Genomic DNA, 20,745 nt, shown 5'->3' on the forward strand with positions numbered 1-20,745 from the left:
TGCGCTTGCGGCCTTGACGTCTTCGCCGTATACCCGGCTGAAACAGCCTCCCCCTATAAGAGAACAAACATGAACCGGTTGCGTATCGAGGGCTATCTGTACCTGGTCGCTTTCATCGCCTGCGTACCGGCGGCGAATTGGCTGATCGGCAATATCGGCACCACCTGCATCCCCAAAGGCCCCTGCCTGGTGCCGGTAGCGCCGGGCCTGAACGGACCGATCACCGCGCCGAGCGGCGTGCTGATGATCGGTGCTGCCCTGGTGCTGCGCGACCTGCTGCAGCGCCGCCTGGGCAAGGCCTGGGCCGTCGGCGCCATCGTGGTTGGCGCCCTGCTTTCCGCTTTCGTGGCGCCGCCGGCCCTGGTGATCGCCTCGATGATCGCCTTCCTGCTTTCCGAACTTGCCGATTTCGCCGTCTACACGCCACTGCAACAGCGCGGCCTGGTGCGCGCCGTGCTGCTTTCCAGCCTGGTCGGCCTGGTGGTGGATTCGGTGGTGTTTCTCTATCTTGCCTTCGGCAGCCTGAACTACCTTGGCGGCCAGGTGATCGGCAAGCTGTGGATGGTGCTGCTGGCGCTGCCGCTGGTGCATTGGCTGCGCCGCCGCGACGAGCGCCTAGGCATCAGCCCCGCCTGAAGCGCACCATTCACGCCAGAGCTGCCTGAAGCCGGCCTCGATGGCGCGGGCCAACCCCGCTCCATCGCGCATCGGCGAGGCTTCGAAGCGCGCCCGCAGCCCGGCACGCAACTCAGCCAGCGCAGCAATATCCGCAGCCTTCGCGGCGCCGGTGGCAACCAACTGTTCCGCGCTATCCGCCACCCAGTCGCTCATGCCGAGCGCCCCCAGGATCGACGCGCCGAAGCGGCCGACGGAGGGCCGGTCGGTCTTGCTCAGCACCGGCACCCCCATCCACAGCGCCTCGATCGTGGTGGTGCCGGCATTATGCGGGAAAGGGTCCAGCGCAATATCGATTTCGTTGTAGCAGGCCCAGGTCTTGATCTGCGGCGTGGTGAAGATCAGATCGAGCCGCTCCGGCGCGATGCCATGGGCTGCAAAGCGATCAAGGAAATATTTCTGCGTCGCGGCATCGGCAAAGGGACGGTTGTTGAGCACCAGCCGCGAGCCCGGCACCTGCTGCATCAGCCGCGCCCATAGCGCGATGACGCCATCGTTGATCCGCACCGCGCGGCTGAAACAGCCGAAGGTGACATGGCCATTGCGCAAAGCCGGCAGCGGCCCGATATCCGGCACCGCGACCGGCTGCCGCCCAGGCGGTGTTTCGAAATCCGGCGGCATATAGGCCAGCGGCGAGCGGCCCAGCCGCACCAACCGCTCCGAGAACAGATGCTCGAAGCCCGGCGGCACCATGTAGTCATCGGTGAAGAAGCCGTCGATGGCCGAAAGGCCGGTGGTATAGCCCGCACCGATCAGATAGCTGAACTGCACCGGCGCCGGCTTGCGGGCGAAAATACCCAGCCGGTTGCCTGCCGTGTGGCCGGAAAGATCGACCAGGATATCGATGCCATCGCGGCGGATCATCGCCGCCGCGGAATCATCGCTCTTGCCGATGATACTGCGCCAGTGATCCGCCTGGGATTTCAGCCGCTCGGTCACCGCATCGGGCACCGGCACTTCGGCATAGAGATAAATCTCGACCTGCCGGCGGTCATGGCCGCGCAGCACCGGCTCGAAGAACATCGGCACCACATGCTGGCGGAAATCGCCCGAGACATAGCCGACCTTCAGCCGGCGCGCTGCATCGCGGCTGTTGCCATGCTGCAATGGCTGCGGCAGATATGGCCGGCCATGGCGTTCGTCGAAACGTCGGTATTCATCGAACAGCTGTTCCGGCGTCAGCGTCTGGTCGTAGTTGAGGCAGAACAGCAGATTGGTGTGCGGCAGCATGAGATGCGGATGGCTCTCGACGATGCGGCGCAAGGCGACCCGCGCTTCATCCAGGCGGCCTTCGCGCACCAGGATGATCGCCAGCGCGGTATCGAAATCCGGCAAATCCGGGAAGAGCTGCTGCGCCTCTTCGGCATAGCGGCGCATCACGCCGGTGCGATTGACCAGGAGCAGGCCGTTGACGACGCGCTGCCACAATTGCGGCCCGGGCGGCGATATTGCTAGCACGGCGCGGAATACCTGCTCCAGTTCCGCATCATCGCCCTCATTCACCAGCGCGGTCAGCAACTGCCGCAGCATCTCGGTATCATCCGGGTAATGCCGCACATATTGCCGCAGGTAACGGGCCGCGATCGGCCAGTTGCGGCGCTCGGTGGCGGCCATGCCGGCCAGCCGCAAGGCATCACGATGCTGCGGATCGAGCTTCAGTACCTGCTTGGCGAAAGCGAAACAGCGGTCGAGATCGCCAGCCCGTGCCGCCGCAAGCGACGCCTGCAGCAGCGCACCGACCGCCGCTGCCGGCTCGCTCATCCCCCGCACCACTCGCGCCAGAGCGTGCGGTAGCCGGCTTCGATGGCTTTCGCCAGGCCGGGTCCGTCACGCATTGGCGAGGCTTCGAAACGCGGCCGCAGGCCGGCACGAAGCTGTGCCAGGGCTTCGAGATTGCCGGCCCAGCGGGCACCGATCTCGATATAGGCGGCTTCATCCTCGGTGACCCAGTCCTGCATTTCCAGCGCACCGAGGATCGAGGCACCGAAGCGGCCGACCGAGGGCCGGTCTGCCTTGCTCAACACCGGCACGCCCATCCAGAGCGCCTCGATCGTGGTGGTGCCGGCATTATGCGGGAACGGATCCAGCGCAATGTCGATTTCGTTGTAATGCGCCCAGGTCTTGGGCTGCGGGAAGGTGTAGATCAGGTCCAGCCGCTCCGGCGCGATGCCATGGGCATCGAAACGCTGCTGGAACAGATCCTGCGTTGCGGCTTCGGCGAAGGGCTTGGAATTCAGCACCAGGCGTGAATCCGGCACGCGTTTCAGCAGCCGCGACCACAGGGCAATCACCTTCTCGTTCAGGCGCACGGTGCGACTGAAGCTGCCGAAGGTGACATGGCCATTGCGCAGGGCCGGCAGCGGCCCCACTTCCGGCATGGCTTCCGGCGGGCGGTAGACCAGTGGCGAACGGCCCAGCCGCACGATCTTTTCCGAGAACAGATGCTCGAAGCCCGGCGGCACCATGTAATCATCGGAGAAGAAGCCATCCACCGCCGAAAGCCCGGTGGTGTAGCCCTGGCCGATCAGATAGCTGAACTGCACCGGCGCCGGCTTGCGCGCGAAAACGCCGAGCCTATTGCCGGCGGTATGGCCGGCGAGATCGACCAGGATATCGATGCCATCGGCGCGGATCATCGCCGCCACATCGTCATCGCCCTTGCCCACCGTGCCGCGCCAGTGATCGGCCTGGGATTTCAGCCGCTCGGTGATGGCATCGGGTGTCGGCACTTCGCCATAGAGATAGACTTCGAAGGCCGCCTTGTCGCGCGAGGCCAGCAGCGGCTCGAAGAACATCGCCACCGCGTGGTTGCGGAAATCCGGCGACACATAGCCAACCTTCAGGCGCCGCTCCGGCTCGCGCGCATTGGCATGCTGCAACGGACTGGGCAGCTTCGGCTTGCCGAAACGTTCATCCCAGCGCCGGTATTCGGCATAGATTTCCTCCGCCGACAGATCGGCGCGGTAATTCGAGCAGAACAGCAGGTTGGAATGGCTGAGGACATAATCCGGGTTGATCGCCAGGGCGGCCCTGAAAGAATCGGCCGCCTCGTCCAGCCGTTCCTGGCCGAGCAGGGCATTGCCGAGATTGTTATGTGCATCGGGGTTGCGCGCTTCCAGCGCCACGGATTTGCGGCAGGCATCCTCGGCTTCGACGAAGCGGCCCATGGCGAACAGCGTGTTGCCGAGATTGGCCCAGCCATGCGGGTAATTCGGCCGCAGCCGCACGGCTTCGCGGAATTCCTTCTCAGACTCATCAAGCTTGCCGAGGTCCTTCAGCGTGTTGGCAAGGTTGTTGCGCGCCTCCGCCGAGTCCGGCTTCAGCGCCACGGCCTTGCGGCATTCGGCTTCGGCTTCCGGCAGGCGTCCGAGCTGGCGCAGCGCACCGGCACGGTTCCAGCGCAATTCGGCCATATCCGGCAGTTGCTTCACGGCCTCGCCGATCAGATCGGCGGCCTGCTGCCAGTCGCGGCGGCGATAGGCGATCAGGCCCAGGATATGCAGCGCATCGGCATTCTTCGGCGCCATCGCCAGCAAAGCCTGCGCTGCCTGCTCGGCCTGCGGCAATTGCCCGGTCTGGAAAGAACGGATCGCCGCATCCAGCAGGGCTTGCGCCTTGGCCGCCGCTGTCTGCGCCGGTGTCGGCTTGGCCTCAACGGCAGGCTGGGCTTCAGCGGCAGGCTTGGCACCCTGGCGCGCACACCAGTCATGCCAGAATTGTATGTAAGCCTGCTCGATGGCGCGGGCCAGCGTGACGCCATCGCGCATCGGTGACTTCTCGAAGGTGCTACGCAATGTACGCCGCACTTCCGCCAGGGCCGGCAAGTCGTTGGCCCATTTCTTGGCGATCTCGACATACTCGTCGTGATTCTGCGCCACCCAGTCATCCATGCCGAGCGCGCCGAGAATCGAGGCGCCGAAGCGGCCGACCGAGGGCCGGCCGGCCAGACTCAACACCGGCACGCCCATCCAGAGCGCCTCGATGGTGGTGGTGCCGGCATTATGCGGGAACGGATCCAGCGCGATATCGATATTGCCGTAATATTCCCAGGTGCGCGGCTGCGGGTTGGTGAAGATCAGATCCAGCCGCTCCGGCGCCACACCATGGGCGGCGAAGCGATCCAGGAACAGCTGGCGCGTCGGCTCGTCGGTGAAGGGCTTGGAATTCAGCACCAGGCGCGCATTCGGAATCTCGTTCAGCATCCGCGCCCAGACTTCGATCACCTCATCGTTCATGCGCACAGTACGGCTGAAACAGCCGAAGGTGACGACGGGCTTTTTCTTCTTGCCCTTCTTCAAGGCTGGCAGCGGCGCCACCAGCGGCATCGCCGGCGGTGCCATGTAGCAGAGCGGCGAGCGCGGCAGGCGCACCACCTTCTCGGCGAACAGATGATCATAGCCTTCCGGCACCATGGCGGCATCGGCAAGGAAGCCGTCGATGGCTGAAAGACCCGTGGTGGTGCCATGGCCGATCAGGTAGCTGAACTGCACCGGCGCCGGCTTGCGCGCGAACATGGTGAGGCGGTTGCCCGCCGTATGGCCGGCCAGATCGATCAGGATATCGATATGATCATCCCGGATCATCCTGGCGACGTCATCGTCGCTCTTGCCCACCGTGCTGCGCCAGTGATCCGCCATCTTCTGGAAGCGCGTGGTCATCGCATCCGGGTTCGGCACTTCGCCATAGAGATAGATTTCGAACTTGTTGCGGTCATGCGCCGACAGCACCGGCTCGAAGAACAGCGACACCACATGCTGGCGTAGATCAGGCGAGACATAGCCGATCTTCAGCTTGCGGTTCGGGTTGACCTCGTTGTCATGGCGCAGCGGGTGCGGCAGATGCGGCTTGCCATGGCGGTCATCCCACCGCTTGTACTCGTCGAAGATTTCCTCCGCCGTCGCACCCGGGCGGTAATTCTGGCAGAACAGCAGACTGGACGACACGGCGAGGTCGCCGGGCGCGATGGTGACGGCGCGGCGCAGGGCGGCGAGCGCCTCTTCATGGCGCGCCTGATCCTCCAGCACGATACCCAGAGTGCCGAGCGTGGCCGGATGATCGGGCCGCAGCCTGAGCGACGAACGGGCGAATTCCTCGGCCTCCGAAAGCCGGCCGCGGCGCATCAGCATGATCGCCAGGGCATCGTGGATATCCGGGCGCTCCGGCTTCAACGCCAGCACCTTGCGCAGCACCACTTCGGCTTCATCGAAGCGCTCGCGGGCGAGCAATACCAGGCCAAGATTGACCATGGCATCCTCGAAATCCGGCTTCTGCTCGATAGCCTTGCGCAGAACCTCGTCGGCTTCCGACAGCTTGCCCTGATCGCGCAGCGCATTGCCGAGGTTGTTGTAGGCCTCGGGGAAAACCGGGCGCAGCGCGATGGCCTTGCGATAGAAATTCTCCGCATCGCCATGCAGCTTCATGGCGCGGGCGACGACGCCGAGCGAGGACCAGTATTCCGGCAGATTGGGGTTGATCGCCACGGCGCGCGACAGCCACTTCATCGCCGCCGGATAATCCTTCACCTCGCAGCACAGTACGCCCATGGCCTGCAGCGCATCGGCATTATCGGGCTGCTGCTCCAGCAATGCGGCGCAGATGCGGCGGGCCTGTTCGCGGTCACCGGCATTGAAGGCGGCCACCACATCGGTATAAGCCAGCGGCCGCTCGGCTTCCGGCGGCTCGGTGCCGGCCAATGCCCGGCTGTCGCACCAATCGCTCCAGAGCTGGCGGTAGGCAGATTCCATTGCCCGCGCCAGACCAGGCGCATCACGCATCGCCGAAGCCTCGAAACGGGCGCGCAAACCGCTGCGCAGTTTGGCCAGGCCCTTGAGATCTCCGGCCCAGCGTTCAGCGATTTCGAGATACTCATCCGGGTCAGCCGCCACCCAGTCACTCATGCCGAGTGCCCCGAGAATCGAGGCGCCGAAGCGGCCGACCGAAGGCCTGGCCGCCAGGCTCAGCACCGGCACGCCCATCCACAGCGCCTCGATCGTGGTGGTGCCGGCATTATGCGGGAACGGATCCAGCGCAATGTCGATTTCGTTGTAATGCGCCCAGGTCTTGGGCTGTGGCTGGGTGTAGATCAGCTCCAGCCGCTCCGGCCCGATGCCATGAGTGGCGAAGCGTTCCTCGAACATCTGGCGTGTGAATTTTTCCGCGAACGGCTTTGAATTCAGCACCAGGGTGGCATCCGGGAGGCGGTTCAGCAGCTCGGCCCACAGCGCGATGACATCCTCGTTGATGCGCACGGTGCGGCTGAAACAGCCGAAGCGCAGCTTGCCGCGCTTCTTCGCCGGCAGCGGCCCGACATCGGGCATGGTTTCCGGCGGACGGTAGACCAGCGGCGAGCGCGGAATCCGGATTATCTTTTCCGAGAACAGATGCTCGAAGCCTTCCGGCACCATGAATTCATCGGAGATGAAGCCATCGATGGCCGAAAGCCCGGTAGTGGTGCCATGGCCGATCAGGTAGCTGAACTGCACCGGCGCCGGCTTGCGCGCGAAAACCAGCAGGCGGTTGCCCGCCGTGTGGCCGGCCAGGTCGATCAGCACATCGATGCCATCCTGGCGGATCAGCGCCGCCATGCGGTCATCGGTCAGGCCCACGGTGCTGCGCCAGTGATCGGCCTTGGATTTCAGCCGCTGTGTCACCGCATCTGGATTGGTGATCTCGCCATAGAGATAGATTTCCACCTGCTCGCGGTCATGCGCCTCAAGCACCGGCTCGAAGAACAGAGCAACCGCGTGCTGGCGGAAATCGGGCGAGACATAGCCGATCTTCAGCTTGCGCTGGGCTTCCGGATTATTGGCATGGCGCAGCGGACGCGGCAGCAAAGGCTTCGCATGGGTTTTATCCCAGGTGCGGTATTCCTCGGCGATTTCCTCGGCCGCCAGATCATGGCGGTAGTTGAGGCAGAACAGCAGGCTGCTATGGCCGGAAGCATAATCCGGCTTCAGTTTCAGCACCTGGCGGAACACGCCCGAAGCCTCATCCAGCCGGCCCTGGTCTTCCAGCGCGATGGCCAGGTTGTTGAAGCCCTGATGCAGATCCGGTTTCAGCGCGAGCGCGCGGCGGGCGAAGATTTCAGCATCATTCGGGCGCCCGGCACGCAGCAACAGGGCCGCCAGGTTGACCGAAGCCTCATGGCTGTTCGGCTTCAGCGCCAGGGCCTGGCGGAAAGCCGCCTCGGCTTCCGACAGGCGATCCAGCCCCATCAGCGAATTGCCGAGATCACTGTGCACATCGGCGAAATCCGGCTTCAGCTCGATCACCTTGCGGAATGCCACTTCCGAATCAGTGAGGCGGCCGACCAGTTGCAGCAGACGGCCCAGGCTGAGCCAGGCATCGGAGAAGTTCGGCTTCAGCTCGACCGCGCGGCGGAACGACACTTCCGCTTCGGCATGGCGGCCGAGATCGCGCAATGTGTTGCCGAGATTCTGATGCCCTTCGGGAAAATCCTCTTTCAGCGCCACGGCGCGGCGGTTCGCCGCCTCGGCATCCTTTAGCCGGCCCAGCGCGCGTAGCACGGCGGCATGGTTGGCCTGGATTTCCGGGGATTGCGCCGCCTTGGCGGCAGCCTTGGCAAGAATGGCTTCGGCATCGATAAGCTGGCCGCGGCGATAGGCGGCAAGGCCGAGCAATTGCAGCGCGGCAGGATCATCGGGGGCAGCGCGCAGCAGCACGCGGCAGAGCTTGTCGGTTTCCTCATAGGCCCCGCGCTGGAAGGCAGCCACCGCCGCCTCGATCACCGCCTGTGCCGTCAACGCCTCGCCTGCCGCCGCCTTGGCCATGCCCCGCCCTGTCCTGCCACCAAATCCATCATGCCATCCCGCCGGAAAAAGCGGAATCACCCACGGTCAATCCCGCCCCAGGCCCAGCCGGGCCCGGCGTACCGCCGAAGTTGTGCAGCGAGTATTCCGGTTCGATCTTACCCAACCGTTACCAGGGCGCCGATTGCGACAAAATGCACTTCCGCACCCCGCTGCCGCCGGCTGGAAAGCAAACGGGGCGGCCCTAAGGCCGCCCCGCTGATACTGAACCGGTCTGGACCAGAAGCCCGGGCGATTACACCGCCTGGAACTTGGTGAAGTCGTAGGTCCAAGGCGTGGTCGAGTTGGTGGTGATGGTGCCGATGAGCACCGCACCGCTGCTGAAATCGCCATCCGCCTTGTAGTACAGCTCGCCGGTATCGGACTGGTAGGCAAAGCCGGCCTGGGACAGGTTGGTACCGCCCAGAGCCGTGGCATCCGCCACCGCCTTGATGTTGACGTTGTTGCTGAGCGAGGAGACCGCCGCGAAGGCATCGGTACCGAAGGTGCCGCCCGCGATATCCAGGCCGATCTTGTCGGTCGCCGACATGTCACGCACGAAGGTGGTGGAGCCACCAGCCGCCGCGAAGACGAAGGTATCGATACCCGCGCCGCCGGTGACCGTGTTGCTGCCCGCACCGCCGATGATCGTGTCAGCCGAGGAACCGCCGATGATCTCGTCGTCGCCATCGTTGCCGAACACCATGGTCGCCTGGGTGCCGGAGATGGTGATGACATCCATGTCGGAGCCGCCATTCACGGTCTCGATATTCGCCACGGTAACGATGTTCACCGTGTCGTCGAGGTTCAGAATGTCGGTGCCGGCACCGAGATCATAGACACCATTGTTGACCGCGCCGTCGATGGTGACGGTGTCAGCGCCGGTGCCGCCGGTGATGCTCTCGATGTTGGTGACCGTGAGCGTGTTGGTACCCGAGAACAGGATCAGCTTGTCGCCGCCCGCGCCGAGATCGATGTTGATACCGTTCACCGCGTTGCCGAGCGTGACAGTGTCAGCGCCGGTGCCGCCGGTGATGGTCTCGACATTGGTGATCACCAGCGAGTTGGTGCCGCCAAGCAGGGTAACCGAGTCGCTGCCGCCACCGCCATCGATCGAGCCCTTGGTGATGCCGCCGCTGACCGTGATGTCGTCATTCTGAGTGCCGCCCATGACGGTTTCGACACCAGAGACAGTCAGGTTGTTGACGAGATCGGCCAGGATCAGCTTGTCGTTGCCGAGGCTGAGGTTGATCGAGGAAACGGTGGTGGTCAGGGTCACCGTGTCATTGTTGGTGCCGCCGACGATGGTCTCGACATTGGTGATGGTGACAGTGTTGACGCCGTTGAAGAGCGTAACCTTGTCGTTGCCGTCGCCGAGGTCGATCGTGCTGTTGAGCGCCGCCGCCGCGAAGGTGACGGTGTCGTTGCCGGTGCCACCGATGACAGTCTCGATGCCGTTCACCGCCACGCTGTTGGTGGCATCGGCCAGGACCAGCTTATCGTTGCCGGCGCCGAGCGCGATGCTGCCGCCGGTGATGCCGGCCGTCAGCGTGATGATGTCAGCACCAGTGCCGCCGGTGATGGTCTCGACATTAGCCACCGACAGGTTGTTGGCGCCATTGGCCAGTGTCAGCTTGTCGAGGCCGGTGCCGAGATCCAGTTCGATACCCGACACGGTCGCACCGAGCGTGATGGTATCAGCGCCAGTACCGCCATGCAGGGTCTCGACATTCGACACCGTGATGTTGTTGGTGCCGTTGGCCAGCGTCAGGCTGTCGCCGGTGCCAGCGCCGAGGTCGAACTTGCCCGAGGTCAGAGCACCGCTGAGGGTGATGACATCGTCGCCCGTACCGCCGTTGACGGTCTCGACATTGGTCAGGGTCAGCGTGTTGCCATCGTTCGACAGGTTCAGGGTGTCGTTGCCGGCACCAAGGTCGATCACGGCACTCGAAGCCAGGGAAGCACCCAGGGTCACGATATCCGCGCCGGTGCCACCCATGATGGTCTCGACGTTGGTCAGCGTGATGTTGTTGGCGCCGTTGGCCAGCGTCACCTTGTCGTTGCCGTCGCCGAGATCGGCGGAGGCGCCGGTGATGAACGCACCGTAGACGATGGTGTCGTCACCCGTGCCGCCGATGATGCTCTCGACCGCGGTCGCCGTCAGCGTGTTGCCGCCATCCAGCAGCACCAGCTTGTCGCTGCCGGTGCCGAGGTTGATCTGCAGCGTGCTGGTGGTGGCCGCGAGGCGGACCTCATCAGCACCGGTGCCGCCGGTGATGGTTTCGACATTGGACACCGACACGACGTTGGTGCCGTTGGCGAGCGTCAGCTTGTCGTTGCCGGCACCCAGATCGATCACGGTCGAGGAGTCGACGGTGGTGAGCAGGGTGATGCTGTCGGCACCGGTGTTGCCGGTGACCGTCTCGACGTTGGAGACGCTGATGGTGTTGGTGCCAGCGGCCAGGGTCAGCGTATCGAGGCCTGCGCCCAGATCGATGCGACCGTTGGTCAGAGCCAGGCTGAGGGTCAGCAGGTCGGCACCAGTGCCGCCGGTGACCGTTTCAACATTGCTCACCGCCAGTTCGTTGCCGCCATCGGCGAGCGTCAGCTTATCGGCGCCGCCGCCCAGATCGATGGTGGTCGAGCTGTCAGCCGTGGCCGACAGGGTGATGTTATCGGCACCCGCGCCGCCCTGGATGGTTTCGACATTGGCCACCGTGACGGTGCCGCCAGCCGAGGACATGACCAGCTTGTCGCTGCCATCGCCCAGGTCGAGCTTGCCGTTGGTGATCAGGGCACCATAGGTCACCGTGTCGTTGCCGGTGCCGCCAGTGACGGTCTCGGTGTTGGTCACGGTGATGCTGTTGGTGCCATCGGCGAGCTGCAGGCTGTCGCTGCCGGTGCCCAGGTTCACGAAGACGTTGGTCGCCGCGTTGCCCAGGGTGACGGCATCGACGCCGGTGCCGCCGACAATGCTCTCAACGTTGGTCAGGGTCAGGGTGTTGCCACCGGCCGCCAGCGTGACGGTGTCGGTGCCATCGCCCAGATCCACCACAGCGGAGCTGTCGAGCGAAGCCGAGAAGGTGATGATGTCGTTGCCGGTACCGCCGGTGAGGGTTTCGACGCCCGCCGCGGTGATGGTGTTGCCACCATTCGCCAGGGTCAGGCTGTCATTGCCGCCCGCCAGATCGACGGTGACACCGTTCACGGTGGTGGCCAGGGTGACGAGATCGTCGCCCGAACCGCCGACCACGATTTCGACATTGGTCAGGTTGGCGGTGTTGCCGCCATCGGCCAGGATCAGCTTGTCCTTGCCGGCGCCGAGGTCGATCACCGTCGAGCTGTCGATGGTGCTGCCGAGCGTGATGGTATCCACGCCGGTGCCGCCAAGGATGGTCTCAACGTTGCTCACCGTCAGCGTGGTGGCCGCATTAGCCAGGACCAGCTTGTCGCTGCCATCGCCCAGATCGAAGTCGCCAGAGGTCTGGCCGGCACCCAGGGTGACGGTGTCGTTGCCGGTGCCGCCGATCAGGGTTTCGATGCTGGTGGCGGTGAGGCTGTTGGTGCCATCGGCCAGGGTCAGGCTGTCGCTGCCCACACCCAGGTCGAACTTGGCGCCAGTCACGGCCTCGGAGAGCACCACGGTATCGTTGTTGGTGCCGCCGACCACGTTCTCGACGTTGGTGATGGTGAAGTTGTTCTGACCGTTGAACAGCACCAGGGTGTCGACGCCATCGCCAAGATCGATCAGCGAGGTGGCCGGCAGGGTGCTGGTCAGGGTCACGGTGTCGTTGCCGGTACCGCCGATCACGGTTTCGGCGTTGGCCACCGTCAGGCTGTTGTTGCCATTGGCCAGACGCAGGATGTCGTTGCCGGCACCCAGGTTGACCGAGGCACCCGAGATGGTGGCGCCGAGCGTGACGTCATCGTCGCCGGTACCGCCGTTGATGACTTCAACATTGGTCAGGATAGCGGTGTTGCCGCCATCGGCCAGGTTGACAACGTCCTTGCCGCCGCCGAGGTCGATCACCGCGCTGCTGTCCAGGGTGGTCTGCAGCGTGATGGTGTCGATGCCGACATTACCGATCAGTGTTTCGACGTTGGACACCGACAGGGTGTTGGTGCCCGAGGCCAGGGTCAGCTTGTCGTTGCCATCGCCGAGGTCGTAGTGACCGTTGGTGATGTTGGCGCTCAGCGTGACGGTATCGGCATCGGCGCCGCCGGTCAGGGTCTCGACATTGTTGACCGTGAGGGTGTTGGCACCTGCCGACAGGGTCAGGGAGTCATTGCCGGCGCCGAGGCTGACGGAAGCACCCGCCACATTGGTGCCGAAGGTGATGACATCCGCGCCGCTGTTGCCGATGACGGTTTCAACATTGGTCAGCGTGCCGGTGTTGCCGCCCGCCGCCAGCGTGATGCTGTCGTTGCCGGCATCCAGGTCAACCACATTGCTGGTGGTCAGCGCGGTGGCCAGGGTCACTGTGTCGGCACCAGACGAACCCTGCAGGGTCTCGACATTGGTAACCGTCCAGCTCAGGGCCGCGGTGCCAAGCGTCAGCTTGTCGTTGCCGTCGCCAAGGTCGACCTTGGTGGCGCTGTTGCTGAGGGCGGTGACATCGTCGTCATCCGCACCGCCAGTGATGTTCTCGGCCAGGCTGATGCTTGCGGTATTGCCGCCATCGGCCAGCTTGATGGTATCGATGCCCGCACCGAGGTTGATCACCGCCGAGCTGTCGACAGTGGTCTCCAGGGTGATGTTGTCGACACCGGTGCCGCCGAGGATGGTCTCGACGTTGCTGATCGACACCGTGTTGCTGGCGCCGCCCAGGGTCAGGCTGTCATTGCCATCGCCCAGATCGATCTTGGCCTGCGTGGCCGAAGCGCTCAGGGTGACCAGATCGGCATCGGCGCCGCCGGTGATGGTTTCGACGTTCGACACCGTGACGGTGTTGCCGCCGGCAGCCAGGGTCAGGCTATCAGCGCCCGCGCCCAGGTTGATGGTGGCACCAGCCGTGTTGGTACCCAGCGTGATGGCATCCGCCGCCGTGCCGCCGACCAGGCTTTCAACGTTGCTCACCGTACCGGTGTTGGCGACGTTGGCCAGGGTCAGGGTGTCGGAACCGCTATCAAGGTCGATCGAGGAATTGGTGGTCAGCGCGCTGCCGAGGGTGATGACATCAGCATTGGCGCCGCCAACAATGGTCTCGACGTTGGTGACCGTGGCGCTGTTGCCGCCAGCAGACAGCGTCAGCTTGTCGCCAGTGCCGGCACCAAGGTCGATGGTCGCGCCGGCAACATTGGTCGAGAACGACACATCGTCGTCGCCCGAGCCACCGATCACGGTCTCGACATTGGTCAGCAGAGCGGTGTTGCCGCCATCGGCCAGGGTCAGCTTGTCCTTGCCGGCGCCCAGATCGATCGAGGAACTCGAGTCGATGGTGGTGCCCAGCGTGATGGTATCGGTCTGGGTGCCACCCTGCAGGGTCTCGACGTTGGAGACGGTCAGCGTGTTGGCTGCGTTGAACAGCGACAGCTTGTCGGCGCCGTCACCCAGGTCGATGGTGCCCGAGGTCTGGCCCGCGCCCAGGGTCACGACATCAGCATCGGCACCGCCGGTGATGGTCTCGACATTGGTCGCGGTCAGTTCGTTGCCGCCATCGGCGAGCTGCAGGCTGTCATTGCCCGCACCGAGCTGGAACAGCACGCCGGTCACAGTCTGGCCCAGCGTGATCTGGTCATCGCCAGTGCCGCCGATCACGGTCTCGACGTTGGTGATCGAGAAGTTGTTGCCGCCAGCCGCCAGGGTCAGGGTATCGGCACCATCGCCGAGGTCGATCAGGCCGTTGGTCGGCAAGGTCGAACCCAGGGTCACGGTGTCAGCACCGGTGCCGCCGATCACGCTTTCAACGTTCGTGACGGTAACCGAGTTGGTGCCATTCGCCAGGGTCAGCTTGTCGCCGGTACCGGCATGCAGGTCCACCGAAGCGCCGGTAATGGCCGCCGAGAAGGTGACATCATCGTCGCCCGTGCCGCCGACCACACTTTCCACATTGGCCAGCAGGGCGGTGTTGCCGCCATCGGCCAGGGTCAGCTTGTCCTTGCCGGCGCCCAGATCGATCGAGGCGCTCGAGTCGATGGTGGTGCCGAGCGTGATGGTGTCGTTGTTGGTGCCGCCCGTCAGGGTCTCGACGTTCGAGATCGTCGCCGAGTTGACCGCATTGGCGAGCTGCAGGCTGTCGGCGCCATCCTTGAGGTCGATCTGCGCACCGGTGACGCCGGCGCCCAGGGTGACCACGTCGGCATCAGCGCCGCCAGTGATGGTTTCGACATTCGAGATGGTGGCGGTGTTGCCGCCATCGGCCAGGGTCAGGCTGTCGTTGCCGGTGCCCAGGTTGATCGAGCCGTTAGCAACGGTCGAACCCAGGGTGATCAGGTCAGCGCCGGTGCCGCCGGTGACGTTCTCAACGTTGGTCAGCGTGCCGGTATTGCCGCCATTCGCCAGCGTCAGGGTGTCGGTGCCGTCGCCCAGGTCGATCGAGGAATTGCTGTCGATCGTGGTGCCCAGGGTGATGGTGTCGGCACCCGTGCCGCCAACAATGCTTTCGACATTGGTGACCGTGGCCGAGTTGGTGCCGTTGGCAAGGGTCAGCTTGTCGCCGGTGCCGCCATCCAGATCCACCGAGCCGCCGGTCACGGCCGTGGAGAGCGTGACATCGTCATCGCCCGAGCCGCCGATCACGCTTTCGATGTTGGTCAGCACGGCGGTGTTGCCGCCGGCAGCCAGCGTGATCTTGTCCTTGCCATCGCCCAGGTCGATCACCGCCGAGCTATCGATGGTGGTGGTGAGCGTGATGTTGTCGATGCCGGTGCCGCCCGTCAGGGTCTCGACATTGCCGACATTCAGCGTGTTGTTGCCGTTGGCGAGCAGCAGCTTGTCGCTGCCGTCCTTCAGGTCGAAGGTACCCGAGGTCTGCGCCGCGCCGAGCGTGACGGTGTCATCGCCCGAGCCGCCGGTGACGGTCTCGACATTGGTCGCGGTCAGGCTGTTACCGCCATCGGCGAGCGTCAGGCTGTCATTGCCCGCGCCGAGCTGGAACAGCACACCGGTCACGGTCTGGCCAAGCGTGATCTGGTCATCGCCAGTGCCGCCGATCACGGTCTCGACGTTGGTGATCGAGAAGTTGTTGCCGCCAGCCGCCAGGGTCAGGGTATCGGCACCATCGCCGAGGTCGATCAGGCCGTTGGTCGGCAAGGTCGAACCCAGAGTGACGGAGTCGTTGCCGGTGCCGCCGGTGATGCTCTCGGCATTGCTCACGGTGACGGTGTTGCCGCCATCGGCGAGCGTCAGCTTGTCGCCGGTGCCGCCGGCCAGGTCGACCGAAGCGCCGGTGATGGCCGCCGAGAAGGTGACATCATCGTCGCCCGAACCGCCGACCACGCTTTCCACATTGGCCAGCACAGCGGTGTTGCCGCCATCGGCCAGGGTCAGCTTGTCCTTGCCGGCGCCCAGATCGATCGAGGCGCTCGAGTCGATGGTGGTGCCCAGCGTGATGGTGTCGCTGTTGGTGCCGCCCGTCAGGGTCTCGACGTTGGAAATCGTCGCCGAGTTGACCGCATTGGCGAGCTGCAGGCTGTCGGCGCCATCCTTGAGGTCGATCTGCGCACCGGTGACGCCGGCGCCCAGGGTGACCACGTCGGCATCAGCGCCGCCAGTGATGGTTTCGACATTCGAGATGGTGGCGGTGTTGCCACCATCGGCCAGCGTCAGGCTGTCGTTGCCGGTGCCCAGGTTGATCGAGCCGTTAGCAACGGTCGAACCCAGGGTGATCAGGTCAGCGCCGGTGCCGCCGGTGACGTTCTCAACGTTGGTCAGCGTGCCGGTATTGCCGCCATTCGCCAGCGTCAGGGTGTCGGTGCCGTCGCCCAGGTCGATCGAGGCGCTCGAGTCGATGGTGGTGCCGAGCGTGACAACATCCGCGCCGGTGCCGCCGACCAGGGTCTCGACATTGGTCGCGGTCAGGCTGTTGCCGCCATCAGCCAGGGTCAGGCTGTCGCCGCCGCCGGCCAGATCCACCGTGCCGCCGGAAACCGTGGTGGACAGGGTGACATCGTCAGCACCCGAGCCACCGATCACACTTTCGATATTGGCCAGTACGGCGGTGTTGCCACCGGCAGCCAGGGTGATCTTGTCCTTGCCATCGCCCAGGTCAATCACCGCCGAGGAGTCGATGGTGGTGGTGAGCGTGATGTTGTCGATGCCGGTGCCGCCCGTCAGGGTCTCGACATTGCCAACATTCAGCGTGTTGGCACCATTCGCCAGCACCAGCTTGTCGCTGCCGTCGTTCAGGTCGAAGGTACCCGAGGTCTGCGCCGCACCGAGCGTGACGGTGTCGTCGCCCGAGCCGCCAGTGACGGTCTCGACATTGGTCGCGGTCAGGCTGTTGCCGCCATCGGCGAGCGTCAGGCTGTCATTGCCCGCGCCGAGCTGGAACAGCACGCCGGTCACGGTCTGCGACAGGGTGAGCTGGTCGTCGCCCGAACCGCCGATCACGGTTTCGACGTTGGTGATCGAGAAGTTGTTGCCGCCAGCCGCCAGGTACAGCGTGTCGCTGCCGTCGCCGAGATCAACCAGGCCGTTGGTCGGCAGGGTCGAACCCAGGGTGACAACGTCGCTGCCAACACCGCCGGTGATGCTCTCAACGTTGGTGACGGTGACGGTGTTACCGCCATCGGCCAGCGTCAGCTTGTCGCCAGTGCCACCATGCAGATCAATCGAACCGCCCGAAACCGTGGTGGACAGGGTGACATCGTCATCACCCGAGCCGCCGACCACGGATTCCACATTGGCCAGCACGGCGGTGTTGCCGCCATCGGCCAGGGTCAGCTTATCCTTGCCATCGCCGAGATCGATCTGGGCGCTGGAGTCGATGGTGGTGCCCAGCGTGATGGTGTCGGCGCCAGTGCCGCCGGTCAGAGTCTCGACGTTGGAAACGTTCAGGGTGTTGGCGCCATTGGCCAGCACCAGCTTGTCGTTGCCATCCTTGAGGTCGATGCTGCCTGCGGTCTGCGCCGCGCCCAGCGTGACGGTGTCGTCGCCCGAACCGCCGGTGATGGTTTCAACGTTCGAAACCGTGGCGGCATTGCCGCCATCGGCCAGCGTCAGGCTGTCGCTGCCGGCACCCAGGTTGATGGCACCGTTGGTGACGGTGGAACCCAGAGTGATCAGGTCAGCGCCAGTGCCGCCGGTGACGTTCTCAACGTTGGTCAGCGTGCCGGTGTTGCCGCCATTCGCCAGCACAATGGTGTCGGTGCCGTCGCCCAGGTCGATCGAGGCGCTCGAGTCGATGGTGGTGCCGAGCGTGACAACGTCCGCGCCGGTGCCGCCGACCAGGGTCTCGACATTGGTCGCGGTCAGGCTGTTGCCGCCATCGGCCAGCGTCAGGCTGTCGCCGCCGCCATGCAGATCGACGGTGCCGCCGGAAACCGTGGTGGAAAGGGTGACATCGTCAGCGCCCGAGCCGCCGATGACGCTTTCGATGTTGGCCAGCACGGCGGTGTTGCCACCGGCAGCCAGCGTGATCTTGTCCTTGCCATCGCCCAGGTCGATCACCGCCGAGCTATCGACGGTGGTGGTCAGCGTGATGGTGTCGTTGCCGGTGCCGCCCGTCAGGGTCTCGACATTGCCGACATTCAGCGTGTTGACGCCATTCGCCAGCACCAGCTTGTCGCTGCCGTCCTTCAGGTCGAAGGTGCCGGAAGTCTGCGCCGCGCCCAGCGTGATGGTGTCGTCGCCCGAGCCGCCATTGACGGTCTCGGCGCCCGAAACCGTGGCGGCGTTGCCGCCATCGGCCAGGGTCAGGGTGTCGTTGCCAGTGCCGAGGCTGATGGAGCCGGCCGAAACGGTGGAACCCAGGGTGACGGTATCGGCACCGGTGCCGCCGGTGACGGTCTCGGCATTGGTGACGGTGAGGCTGTTGGCGCCATTGGCGAGCGTCAGGCTGTTGTTGCCAGCCGCCAGGTCAACGGAACCCGAAGCAATGGTTGCGCCGAGCGTGACGGCGTCGTTGCCGCTGCCGCCGGTCAGGGTCTCGACGTTGGAAACGGTGATGGTGTTGCCGCCATCGGCCAGGGTCAGCTTGTCGCTGCCCGCGGCGAGATCAACAGTGCCGCTGGTGATGGTGGTGGCGAGCGTGACTTCGTCCGCGCCCGAGCCGCCGATCACGGTTTCGACATTCGCCAGCACGGCGGTGTTGCCGCCATCGGCCAGGGTGATCTTGTCCTTGCCGGCACCCAGATCAATCTGGGCGCTCGAATCGATGGTGGTGGTCAGCGTGATGGTGTCGTTGTTGCTGCCGCCGATCAGGGTTTCGACATTGCCGACATTTGCCGAATTCACGGCATTGGCAAGCGAGACCTTGTCGCTGCCATCGCCCAGGTCGATGGTGGCATTGGTGACGCCGGCACCATAGGTGACGGTGTCGTCGCCCGTACCGCCGAGCACGGTCTCGACATTGGTGGCGGTCAGTTCGTTGCCGCCATCGGCGAGCTGCAGCTTGTCAGCGCCGGCGCCGAGCTGGAACAGCACGCCGGTCACGGTCTGCGACATGGTGAGATCGTCGGCGTTCGAGCCGCCGATCACCGTCTCGACATTGGTGATGGTGAGGTGGTTCGGGCCGTTGAACAGATTCAGGGTGTCGGCGCCATCGCCGAGATCCACGGAAGCCGTGGACGGCAGGGTGGAACCCAGGGTGACGGTGTCGTCGCCAGTGCCGCCGGTGATGCTCTCGACATTCGAGACCGTCAGGCTGTTGCCGCCATCGGCCAGCGTCAGGGTGTCGTTGCCGCCGCGCAGATCGACATTGCCGCCGGAAATGGTGCCGGTCAGGATCACGTCATCAGCGCCAGAACCGCCGATGATCGACTCAATGTTGGTCAGGTTGGCGGTGTTGCCGCCATCGGCCAGGGTGATCTTGTCCTTGCCGTCGCCGAGATCGATCGAGGAGCTCGAGTCGATGGTGCTGCCGAGCGTGATGGTGTCGGCGCCGGTATTGCCGGTCAGGGTCTCGACATTGGTAACCGTCGCGGTGTTCGTGCCGGTCGAAAGCGCCAGGCTGTCGGAACCATCGCCCAGATCAATGACGCCGTTGACAATCGCCGCGCCGAGGGTGACCACGTCGGCATCGGTGCCGCCGGTGATGTTCTCGACATTGGTGGCGGTCAGGGTGTTGCCGCCATTGGCCAGGGTCAGGCTGTCAGTGCCGGTGCCAAGGTTGATGACGCCGTTGGTGACGGTGGTTTCGAGCGTGATGGTGTCGGCGCCGGTGGAGCCGGTGATGGTCTCGACGTTGGAGACCGAGGCGCTGTTGGTGCCGGCGAACAGGGTCAGGCTGTCGCTGCCATCGCCCAGATCGATCTTCATGCCGGTGGCTGCGGCGCCCAGCGTGATGGCATCGTTGCCGGTGCCGCCGATGATGGTTTCAACACCGCTGGCGGTGGCCGAGTTGCCACCATCCGCGAAGGTCAGCTGGTCATTGCCGGTGCCGAGCAGGAAGCTGCCGCCGGAAACCGTGGTGGAGAGGCCGATGATATCGGCGCCAGTGCCGCCGACCACGCTCTCGACGTTGGCTACCGTCAGGCTGTAGCCGCCATTGCCGAGCGTCAGCTTGTCCTTGCCATCGCCAAGGTCGATCGAGGCCGAGCTGTCCAGCGTGCCGCTGATCGTCACCGTGTCCGCAGCGGAGCCACCGATAAGGGTCTCGACGTTGCTGACGGTGAGGGAGTTGGCGGCGTTGCCAAGGGTGAGGCTGTCGCTGCCATCCCCGAGGTTTACAACGGCATTGGTGAGACCGCCGGTGACGACGATCGTATCCGTACCGGTGCCCGTTGTGAGGGTGCCGAAGCCACTGAGGGTGGCAGAATTGTCGGAATTGCCAAGGGTAATGCTATCAGCCATGACGCGACCTCTCCTTCTGAGATGCCCCCATCCAGGCTTCGCCTGGCATTAACGGAGCGTCAAATTCCGGTTTTTTCCCCGGTTACGCTTAACTCATCTACTGCTGGCCGGATGCTCCGGCCGGATACTGTCTCAGAGGATGGAACCCGCGAATTTTTGGCGTAATCCACGCGGACCTGCCAAACGAGAAGGCGGGTACTCTTCCCCTAATGATGCCTAACCACTACTCCTGGTTCACAGCGGAGTAAATCAGAGTTTTATTACCGAAGCGTTTACGGCAATTGACGAGGGCAAGAAACGCCGCACTAG

The 20,745-nt window shown here is 64.5% G+C and carries 4 protein-coding genes; 1 reads left to right on the forward strand and 3 read right to left on the reverse strand.

Annotated features, from left to right (window positions below; translation table 11 throughout):
* Window positions 1-69 precede the first annotated feature (69 nt).
* A complete protein-coding gene (locus ACQY7X_RS04710) occupies window positions 70-636 on the forward strand; it encodes a VUT family protein (protein ID WP_428248701.1) in 567 nt (188 codons plus the stop codon).
* Here the strand turns inward: ACQY7X_RS04710 and ACQY7X_RS04715 are convergent.
* The 3 genes from ACQY7X_RS04715 to ACQY7X_RS04725 all read right to left on the reverse strand — a co-directional run bounded on the left by ACQY7X_RS04715 (window position 616) and on the right by ACQY7X_RS04725 (window position 20,436).
* The gene (locus tag ACQY7X_RS04715) at window positions 616-2,436 is read right to left on the reverse strand and encodes a hypothetical protein (protein ID WP_428248702.1); all 1,821 of its coding nucleotides are present in this window, start codon (window positions 2,434-2,436) and stop codon (window positions 616-618) included. The two genes, ACQY7X_RS04710 and ACQY7X_RS04715, sit on opposite strands and share 21 nt — an antisense overlap.
* Complete coding sequence (locus ACQY7X_RS04720) at window positions 2,433-8,465, reverse strand: tetratricopeptide repeat protein (protein ID WP_428248703.1); 6,033 nt, start codon at window positions 8,463-8,465, stop codon at window positions 2,433-2,435. The genes ACQY7X_RS04715 and ACQY7X_RS04720 overlap by 4 nt, the downstream gene beginning before the upstream one ends.
* A 274-nt stretch (window positions 8,466-8,739) precedes the next feature.
* Window positions 8,740-20,436 carry a hypothetical protein gene (locus tag ACQY7X_RS04725; protein WP_428248704.1) on the reverse strand — a complete coding sequence of 3,899 codons (11,697 nt, stop codon included), beginning with the start codon at window positions 20,434-20,436 and terminating at the stop codon, window positions 8,740-8,742.
* Between the last annotated feature and the right edge of the window lie 309 nt (window positions 20,437-20,745).

Origin of the sequence: Ferrovibrio sp., assembly GCF_965278975.1 — a bacterium.
Lineage (GTDB): Bacteria > Pseudomonadota > Alphaproteobacteria > Ferrovibrionales > Ferrovibrionaceae > Ferrovibrio.

What these genes read in the sequence shown, in the direction of transcription:
- ACQY7X_RS04725 (WP_428248704.1), bottom strand. Translation starts at nt 20,436, where the DNA reads ATGGCTGATAGCATTACCCTTGGCAATTCCGACAATTCTGCCACCCTC.
- ACQY7X_RS04710 (WP_428248701.1), top strand. Translation starts at nt 70, where the DNA reads ATGAACCGGTTGCGTATCGAGGGCTATCTGTACCTGGTCGCTTTCATC.
- ACQY7X_RS04720 (WP_428248703.1), bottom strand. Translation starts at nt 8,465, where the DNA reads ATGGCCAAGGCGGCGGCAGGCGAGGCGTTGACGGCACAGGCGGTGATC.
- ACQY7X_RS04715 (WP_428248702.1), bottom strand. Translation starts at nt 2,436, where the DNA reads ATGAGCGAGCCGGCAGCGGCGGTCGGTGCGCTGCTGCAGGCGTCGCTT.